Here is a 9,172-nt window from a genome sequence, read left to right on the forward strand (position 1 = left end):
ACCCTTATAGAGAAAGGCATTTAGCGATTTTTGTCAATTGTTTTTTATCTAGAGCGAACTAATCAATTAAGTCTCTTGCCAGATAAGGATTTAGTCGATTTATGCCCCCCTATCGAACCATAACAAGTAACGAAGAGCCATCTTTGATAAGATTAACGTATAACCTTTAATTCTAGTTTGCTTGAGTTTGTCGTTCATGGCTTAGGGAAAATAACGGTACATTTCTTTACGGTGCAAAACTCGTACAAAGGCAATGATATTATCCTCAATATAAATACCTACGCGGTAATCTCCTATTCTTAGCCGATAGTAACTCGGTTTGCTTTCAATAGCTTTGATATTTCTTAATTCAGCTAGACTATTGGCTGCTTCTACCTCCGCAATGACAGATTCAATTCGTTGTCGTAGCTTACGATCGTTGATAGCGCCTAAATCTCGAAAAAAAAGGCGACGAAATTCAACTTGCATGATTTACTCTGCTAATAACGAAAAAATTTCTTCTCGACTGACATTTTCATCGTCAAGACCTTCCTCTATTGCCTTGGCTAGAGCAATATCCTCTATTACTTCATAAATTACATCTGTTAAAGTTTCCCGTTCTTGCAATAATAATTCATGCAAAATCTCTTTAACAATAGGCTTGAGTGCTTGAGCTTGATTTTCTAACATTTTTGTCTCCTAATCAATGTTTTGCTTAATTTTAATAGTCGCTTTTCCTGTAACCCTTACCCCTTTTGTGCCAATTTGTTCTGTTTTAGTCGTTGTTTTTCCTTTCACTATTTGATCAATTTCAGCATCTAGTTCTCCCGCTTCAAAGTCATCTAAACCAACTTGGCTGATTTCCCCTGCTTGAATTTCCTGTCCTAAAATTCGTAACTCCTCAGCAAAAAGAGGATCTTCAGCCAAAATTATATCCAACTTTTTGGTAATAGTTTCAATGTCCGTACTGTCTCCACTTTCCAATTTAGCCAATGCTTCATTGACCTTGACCGATTTTCCTTTCTCCACAATACAGGAATTTTCGCCACAGCCTCCGCCGTAAAGCGTTTGGCTAAATCTCCTGTACCTGATTTAATGAACTCTTGGATTGCCAGAGTTACCAGTACACTCGCGGTTAAAGGGTCAGTCATCTTTAACTCCTTCAGGGTTTGGGTTGAGAGATTCTCTGTTCAGCGTAAGCCTTACGCCTCTAACGGTTTAGGGGATTACTCTCATAATAAAGCAAAAATTACTTATTGGCTGACGTTTTCATCATTTATTTCGGGGTTGTCGGTTCTGACTGAAATGTAATAGAGGATATTTGGGCTACGCGGAAATAGCCTGGGGACGTGGGAGAGATTTGCCTTGTGCAGTGTAGTCTTCGATAAGGAGATATAGAACTTCAAGGGCATTTTGTAGGGCTGCATTGTAGGTTTCACCATGGGTATGAGTATAGGGTCCAAACTCAGGTAGATGGGCGATAAATTTTTGGTCTTCATCTGACCATTGAATGGTGATGCTGTAGTGATGGGTCATGGGGTGTTTTCCTCCTCTAGATTTTGTAGTTCTTGCAGGGCGTTTTGGACTAATTCTATTATGGCAGCCGATAGTAACTGGGATTATTGCTATACTGGTGGCTCTTGACAAAAAATCATGTTAATTATTTTTCTGATGAAGATTATTATTCACCTTTTCATGTACTATGAATAGATGGCAAGATTGTTGAAGGATCACGAGCGATGCAATTTCTAAGGCTCAGAGTTAAAACTGCTTGGAGAAGTAAAAAAATAAGGGGAATTATATCGCTCCTATTGCTTTTTATCTTGATGCCAATTTTTCTTTATGCTTGTTTTAGTGATCTTCCTAACCAATCATCGGAGCAACTGCAAGGAACCCTTTTGGTTTGGTATCCAGAAGAGGGCAATTTAACTGAAGTAGTAGGTCTCGGTTTGCAAGAGTTTGAAAAATTAAATTCGCAGGTGACAATTCTTGAACAAGCTATTCCTGTTGATGAGATACCCGAACGTTTTTTTAAACAATCTCAAAGCGGATTGGGTGCGAGTGTTATTCTAATTTTTTCGAGAAATATACCCAGATTAGTATCCCAAGGAGTACTGGAGGAAATTGACCAGAACAATCTAGATTTATCTATTTATTATCCCCCGACGCTGAAACAAGTTAGCTATCAAGGAAAAATCTACGGCATTCCCTTAGGTTCTCGTACCAATGTACTGTGTTATAATCAAAAAAAATTACAAGTTAGTCCCGATCCAGCGCTGAAGCAACCTCCCACCAGTTTAGGGGGATTAGTGGAACGTGCGCGCAAAGGCTATTCTGTGGGGATAGTTTCCTCTTTTGAAGATACTTTTTGGGGAATGGCAATTTTTGGCGGCTATTTGTGGGATGATCAGGGTCGGCTGCAACCTCGCTTAGATGGTTGGGCAAAATGGCTAGAATGGCTAAAATTTGCCTCGTCACAGCCTAATTTTATCCTCAATCGTCAACGGGAATTACTTCATGATGCCTTTGCTGGAGGTCGCTTAACCTATTATGTGTGTAATTCTATTGAAATTGCCGATTTAAAAAACAGCCTACAAGATGATCTCAGAGTCGCTTTACTTCCCCAAGAAACTCAGGGTAAAGCAGCACCAATTCTCTATACACGGGTGATGGTATTTAATCGCAATAATAGTGATAATGAAAATAGTTTGGGGTTAGCTTTAGGAAAATTTCTCTCTAATCCCGAACAACAATTACAAGCAATCATCCAAACAGAAAGTTTTATTCCCACTAATCGACGGGTGCAGATCGAAGGAAATTTACTACCGCTCGAATCGGTATTATTACAACAATCTCAAAATGCCGTGGCAGTACCTCTGGATGATTGGGAAAAGTTGAATAAAATTTTAGAAGAAGGAGAATTTTGGTATGAAAGAGCGATCGCTGGTGAAATATCTTCCTCAGCAGCAGCCCAAAAACTGACACTTTATATTCAATCAGGTCTCGATCAGGAAGTCAGGAAAATAAATTAATTATGAACAACAATATCCCCTCTCTTTCGGAAATAATTGCTAACCAATTATTATTTTTAGGACGCAGGAATGTTCAAAGTCAATTAGCGATCATTTTTCTGTCTTTAATTCTTGCTTGGTTATTATCAAAATGGTTATGGTCTTACTTAGAAAAAAGATTTACTCCCGTCACCAGTTTGATCCATAGTGATAAAAAATTAACCCTCCGTCAATATTTTGCTATCCTGATACATTTTCTTAATTTTCCAGTTATTAGTCTAATTTTACTTGACTTAAAGTATCTAATTTTTTTCAGTCAAAACTGGACAAGAGGAATGATTAATTTATCCATACAATTAATATTTTTTTATTTGATTTATCGTTGTTTATTAGCTGGATTATACGCTAGGTTTTCCGTCAATACAATTAAATATTATCATGGTCGGCTTTTAGCACCTTTATTGGTATTATTCCTCCTGAGAAATATTATTGGTGTTTACAATAATATTCAAGAAATTGCCCAAGTATCTCCCTTCAATTTATTCAATAGTCCGATCACATTGAGAAGCATATTTATTTTGATAATAGCTCCCTATTTTCTGGTAATTATTGTTGTTCTTATAGAGAGTATAATTCTGAGCATTACTAATTTAAATCAGCAAGCGAGTCGCGGTGAAATTGAAGCAACTTTACTGTTAGGACGTTATTTTTTCATTGTCTTAGGTTTTATTATCATCTTGGGTTATGTGGGAGTTAATGCAACGGCAATAGCGGCAATTACTGGCGGTTTATCGGTGGGTATTGGTTTCGGTATGCAGCAAGTGGTAAGTAATTTCATTAGCGGTATTTTACTATTATTTGAAAAAGTTCTCAAACCCGGTGATATCATTAATATTGAAGGACAGACTTCTCAGGTAAAAAAGCTAGGTATTCGAGCGACAACAGTGCAAATTCTTACAGACAATTCCGAAAAAATTATTCCCAATCAAAAGTTTTTTACTGAGGATGTCACCACCTACACGGGTAGTGATAACTTGATTTATTGTTCAGTTGTTATCGGAGTTGGTTATAATTCTAACGCCCAACAGGTGATGAATTTATTGCTAGACATTGCCGAGCAACATCCTCACATACTTAAAAACCCCGAACCAGTAGCCTTTTTTCTTAATTTTGATCATTCTAGTTTAAACTTTGAATTAAAGTTCTGGTTGGATGATGTCAACAGGAAAAAGCGAGTAATTAGTGATATTAATTGTGTTATTCTTGATAGGTTTACTCAACAGGGTATCGAGATTCCCTTCCCGCAGCAAGATATTCACATTCGCAATAATTAGCAATTTATCCCAGTCAAAAACCCTATCGGATTATTTTCATCTCAAAATATATCACTTTCACTTATTAAATGTATGTATTTATTGTTTTTTTATTAATGACTCATGTCTTGACATAAAAACAACTTTAATATAATATCTATTTTAGATGTTATACTCAGAAATACTCAATAATCTAGAATCAAAATCTCCCAGATTAATCTATCGAGGTTTTGCTCATGCTTTTTCGTCCTACTTTGCTTGGCACTTTATCGCTTGCCCTAGCCTTAAATTGGCCCCTTAGTACCTCAGAAACCTTCGTCTCAATACCTTTGAGCCGTGGTTAAGGAAATCAAGTAACCAAGACCGTTTTTCAACTGGCCGTATGCTACTTTTCCCTTTTAATTGTTGTCATTTACCCTAACTAAAAATCCCATGATTATCCCCCGTTTACAAAATCGTTTTCCCAGAAATAATCCCACCCGTCGGCTGCGAGCTTTTCTCCTAGGTCTTTTCGCCGCGGGTATGACCGCTTTACCCCTAAAAGCCGCCGAAGAAATTGAATTTGTCTATACTCCCCTCGTCTTTTCCGTATCGGTAGCATCCCTAGAAACCTTTGCTAAAGAAGGAAAGATTGATGCTAATTTAAAAAGATTTCTCGCCAGAGCAACTCCCGAAGCAAGAGAGCAGTTTCGTGAGGCTTTATTAACAAAAATTGACATCGATCCTGTTTTACTATCTCGTTTTTTTAATAGTGTGATGGGTGCTGATATGCTCTCTCGTTTGGGCAAAGGCATCACCATTGAAGGGGGAATTAATGGTAAATATGCCCTGCGGGGTGCGATTGTTAGTGCCGCTTTCGATCCGGGGGGATTAACCCTTTTAAATGTCCTGAAAAAATTCCCCAATAATATACAGTTACAGGGGGAAGAAATCCTCGGATTAGCTAAAACCATCGATTATGCGGTTTATGTGGCGGAAATATTTATCAAAGATATGCGCCTCTGGACAGCCGAGGAAGCCGCTGCCGTTAAACCAGCGATTAATTATGCCAGTTTACCCGATTTGCGTCAGCGCGGTAGCTTTCAGGTAAAAAAAGAAGTTTGGAACCTAACCGATAGCAGTCGCAATCGCAGTTTATATGTGAATGTTTATATCCCGCAAACTTTCCGAGAAGGCAAAACACCTGTAATTATTTTTTCCCACGGATTAGCCTCGCGACCAGAAGATTATGCCCAAGCAATTGAACATCTAGCTTCCTACGGATTTTTAGTAGCGGCACCGCAACACCCCAGCAGTGATACCCAATACCTACAAGGAATGTTAGGGGGGTATTATCGCAATATTTTTGATGGCAATGAGTTTATTAATCGACCCAAAGATATTAGCTTTGTCATCGATGAATTAGCCAGACGAAATGCTAGTCAATTTCAAGGTAAACTTAACCTAACTAATGTGGGAGTAGCGGGTCATTCCTTTGGGGGTTATACATCTCTAGCTGTTGCTGGCGCGCAAATTGATTTTGATAATCTTGCTAAAGATTGTAACCGTCCTTACTCTGGGATTAATATCGCTATTTTACTGGAATGTCGCGCCCTAGAATTGCCTAGACAGGTCTATAATTTTCGCGATGAACGAGTCACGGCCGTCTTTGCAGCTAATCCCGTTAACCGCAGTATTTTTGGGGAAAAAGGTTTAAGTAAAATCTCGATTCCTGTCCTCTTGGGTTCAGGAAGTTATGACCCAGCAGCTAATCCGATTTTTGAACAGGCCATTCCTTTTACTTGGTTAAAAACGCCGGATAAATATCTGGCCATGGTGGAGGGACAAGCTCATGTAAATTTTACAGAATTGGATGCAGGAATGCAAAAAACCCTGGAGTCTGTGGTCGATATCACTTTACCCGATCAAAATTTAATCGAGGATTATGCGGGGGCTTTATTGGTCTCTTTTTTTGAAGTTTATATTGCTGATAATGAAAAGTTTCGTCCTTTTCTTCGGTCTAGTTATGCAGAATATCTCAGTCAGGGACAAAAGTTTAAATTAGACTTTATTACTGCCGCTTCTGACCAGAAATTATCTCAATTAATTGAGAAATTGCGAGTACATCGGCAATAGTAAAACGTAGGGTACGTTAGACGGCAAAAATTCCTGTTTTGACTTGAAGGTAACAATCCGTCCTAACGCACCACCTATCATCAACTAAGTAAAACGTAGGGTGCGTTAGACGGCAAAAATTCCTGTTTTGACTTGAAGGTAACAATCCGTCCTAACGCACCACCTATCATCAACTAAGTAGCTGGTTACAATTAAAGATAAAATACAAAAAACCAGAAGCCTGTCCCACTATCTAACAGTTAATTGAGATTACTTACTTATTAAGTGTCAAGTTCGTTGTTTTCTTTTCACTGATGACTGATGACTGATGACTGATAACTGAAAAATCTCCCCACTGCCCATCTGCAAAAAAGATTCTTTGGAGTTGTATAATCTCTAAAGGATTAGCGTACTCAAGAAAAAAATTATTTCATGCTCAGGAAAATTAGACTATCATACTTTGGCTTAATTTTAGGCAGTATTTTAACGGTTATCGGGATCATCGGTTATGCCCAAGGTAACGCCACGGTAAATTTAGCGGGTTTTTTCTACGGATTACCGTTATTATTGGGAGGTTTAGCCCTAAAAGCTTCAGAAATCAAACCTATACCCTTCAGTCAACCCACTAGCCCCGAAATATTGCAATTGCGCCAACAACAGGCCACTGTCACCCAAACCAAACTTCGCAACGATGTCACCCGCTATCGCTACGGACAGGAAGTGCATCTGGATGAAGCCCTAGAAAAGCTGGGATTAAGCCCCACGGACGAGGAAAGACCGACTTTAGTGGCAATTCGTGAAACTGCTGTTGATTCCGCCTATTGTCTCACCCTAGAATTTGAATCGCCCCTTTTACCCCTAGAAAAGTGGCTGGCAAAACAGGAAAAAATCGAAAGATATTTTGGACCAGGAATTAAAGCCGAAATTAAGCAAGTTGACGAGGAAAAAATTGATTTAGCCCTAATTACTATCCCTAACGCCTAAATGCTCACGCCTATTCAGTATGGCTTCCTAGCAATCGCTGCCGTGGCTGCCGGCTTAATTAATGCTCTTGCCGGTGGCGGTAGTCTGATTACTTTTCCGACGCTGATGGCGGTGGGTATCCCACCAGTGATGGCAAATGTGACTAATACCGTCGCTTTATGCCCCGGTTATCTGGGGGCAACTCTCGCCCAAAAAAAAGACCTGCACGGGCAACAAAAACGGATTAGGTTATTACTACCATCGGCAGTTATTGGCGGCATTATCGGTGGTATTTTGCTGTTAAATAGTAGTGATAAAGTATTTGAGCGCCTGATTCCTTTTCTGATTCTTTTAGCGGCGGCTTTATTGGCTTTTCAAGATACTTTACGCTCTTGGTTGCAGCGGCGACAGGGGGACGAAAATGGTCATATACCAGAAATTTTGGCGGTTTTACCCATCGCTCTCGCTTCAATTTATGGTGGTTATTTTGGGGCGGGTTTAGGGGTGATTGAGTTGGCAATTTTGGGCTTATTTCTCAAGGATAATCTCACGAGATTAAATGCTTTAAAACAGTTGCTTTCTTTGGTGGTTAATGTAGCGGCATCTTGGTTTTTTCTCTTTTCTAATCAGGTAGATTGGTCGGCGGCGATAGTGGTAGCAATTGGCTCTTTAATTGGGGGTTTATTGGGGGGAAAACTAGCTAGAATTATCTCTCCTAGTTATCTGCGCTGGACTGTGGTAATTCTGAGTATTATTACCGCTACAGTTTATTTTCTTCGTTAACAAAATGCTTGTCAATAAGGTGTTTTATTGAGGGAGATTGATAGATTTTTTCCTAGTTCTCAAACCTGTTCTAATTGTCTCTATCATACCAAATCCGCAAGGTGGGCGTAAGTCTATCTTCAGGCATTCCCCCGTGAGTTCAGAAGCCCCGACAATCTCGCCCAGCCGGGAGTTCACCCTAAAAAGATTGTCCCACTTCTAAGACTTTCGTTTGTCCGTTGCGAGACAAAATAACCTGTTGACTACCAACTTCCACTAAAGTCCAACCGTTGATAAATTCCCCCGGAGAAATACGCGTCGTTATCCCCTTATTATCAAATAAAGCTGAAGATCGATCGCCTAAATCCATCACCCCCACCAGGGTATTTTTTACCTGATTATTAGTGGGAATAACCGCTGCTGTCGGCCGATGCACTTGGGGGGCAGCCGGTAATGGTGGCGCGGAAATGTCGGGATTTGCGGGTGTAACCGGGGCAATTTTGGCAGCCGTTTCAGGGGTTTGGGGATAAACGGGAACGTAAATTCTTTCTATGATCTGGGGAGTATTATTAACCGGTAAATTAGCGGGGGGTGGTGGTGGAACCGTGGCTACCGGAGAAGGGTTATTTTTAGGAGAAGGATCAGGATCGGGGGATGAAGTTGCACCTTGGCGATCGATAATAGTCAGAGATGATTGCAGATAGGCGATAAACTTTTGATCTTCCGGGGAAATCGTGCCATTTTGAGAGACAGGGGCATTTTTTTGACTGATTAGCCATGCCACCACCCAACCTAGATAGACGCAAGCAATGACAAAAATAACTTTATCTAGGGGCATTCTCGGATTTTCTTCATGGCCCGCTGCCATATTTTTTGCACTCCTCGATCGCTGCTGTCGTTTCGATTCTAACAGGATAAGTACCTAAGCAAAATTAATTACACATCTAAGCTCTCAGCCGTCAGCCTTTTGCTGATGTGAGTAAACAGTGAACTGAAAACTCAAATCCGATCCCTGATAGCTGTCTCGGAGTCTCGGAGTCTCGGAGTCTC

General features: G+C 40.0%; 10 protein-coding genes. 5 read left to right on the plus strand and 5 right to left on the minus strand.

Features of this window, described 5'->3' with window-relative positions; genetic code table 11:
* Nucleotides 1-201: 201 nt before the first annotated feature.
* The 4 genes from PX482_RS00415 to PX482_RS00430 form a co-directional block, all read right to left on the minus strand.
* Entirely contained in the window at nucleotides 202-468 is a 267-nt protein-coding gene (locus PX482_RS00415; RefSeq protein WP_002763531.1) for a type II toxin-antitoxin system RelE family toxin, read from the minus strand.
* A gap of 3 nt (nucleotides 469-471) precedes the next feature.
* Nucleotides 472-669, minus strand: coding sequence for a hypothetical protein (locus PX482_RS00420; protein WP_002763529.1), 198 nt, complete (start codon nucleotides 667-669; stop codon nucleotides 472-474).
* A gap of 9 nt (nucleotides 670-678) precedes the next feature.
* The gene (locus tag PX482_RS00425) at nucleotides 679-972 is read right to left on the minus strand and encodes a hypothetical protein (protein WP_288121944.1); all 294 of its coding nucleotides are present in this window, start codon (nucleotides 970-972) and stop codon (nucleotides 679-681) included.
* 333 nt (nucleotides 973-1,305) lie between these two features.
* Complete coding sequence (locus tag PX482_RS00430; RefSeq protein ID WP_002763527.1) at nucleotides 1,306-1,515, minus strand: type II toxin-antitoxin system HicB family antitoxin; 210 nt, start codon at nucleotides 1,513-1,515, stop codon at nucleotides 1,306-1,308.
* Nucleotides 1,516-1,718: 203 nt separating this feature from the next.
* On the opposite strand from PX482_RS00430, the gene PX482_RS00435 reads away from it, so the two are divergent.
* The 5 genes from PX482_RS00435 to PX482_RS00455 all read left to right on the plus strand — a co-directional run bounded on the left by PX482_RS00435 (nucleotide 1,719) and on the right by PX482_RS00455 (nucleotide 8,143).
* The gene (locus tag PX482_RS00435) at nucleotides 1,719-3,011 is read left to right on the plus strand and encodes a sugar ABC transporter substrate-binding protein (RefSeq protein ID WP_002763526.1); all 1,293 of its coding nucleotides are present in this window, start codon (nucleotides 1,719-1,721) and stop codon (nucleotides 3,009-3,011) included.
* A 2-nt stretch (nucleotides 3,012-3,013) separates the two neighbouring features.
* On the plus strand, nucleotides 3,014-4,324 hold the full coding sequence (locus PX482_RS00440) for a mechanosensitive ion channel family protein (protein WP_002763525.1): 1,311 nt from the start codon (nucleotides 3,014-3,016) through the stop codon (nucleotides 4,322-4,324).
* 411 nt (nucleotides 4,325-4,735) lie between these two features.
* The gene (locus PX482_RS00445) at nucleotides 4,736-6,418 is read left to right on the plus strand and encodes an alpha/beta hydrolase (RefSeq protein WP_002763524.1); all 1,683 of its coding nucleotides are present in this window, start codon (nucleotides 4,736-4,738) and stop codon (nucleotides 6,416-6,418) included.
* Nucleotides 6,419-6,829: 411 nt separating this feature from the next.
* The gene (locus PX482_RS00450; protein WP_002763523.1) at nucleotides 6,830-7,381 is read left to right on the plus strand and encodes a DUF2854 domain-containing protein; all 552 of its coding nucleotides are present in this window, start codon (nucleotides 6,830-6,832) and stop codon (nucleotides 7,379-7,381) included.
* On the plus strand, nucleotides 7,382-8,143 hold the full coding sequence (locus PX482_RS00455; protein ID WP_002763522.1) for a sulfite exporter TauE/SafE family protein: 762 nt from the start codon (nucleotides 7,382-7,384) through the stop codon (nucleotides 8,141-8,143). It begins immediately after the preceding gene.
* Between the two features lie 178 nt (nucleotides 8,144-8,321).
* On the opposite strand, the gene PX482_RS00460 is transcribed toward PX482_RS00455, so the two are convergent.
* Nucleotides 8,322-8,990, minus strand: a complete 669-nt coding sequence (locus PX482_RS00460) for a hypothetical protein (RefSeq protein ID WP_002763521.1) — start codon at nucleotides 8,988-8,990, stop codon at nucleotides 8,322-8,324.
* Between the last annotated feature and the right edge of the window lie 182 nt (nucleotides 8,991-9,172).

Source organism: Microcystis sp. M53602_WE12 (assembly GCF_030065455.1).
Taxonomy (GTDB): Bacteria; Cyanobacteriota; Cyanobacteriia; order Cyanobacteriales; family Microcystaceae; genus Microcystis; species Microcystis aeruginosa.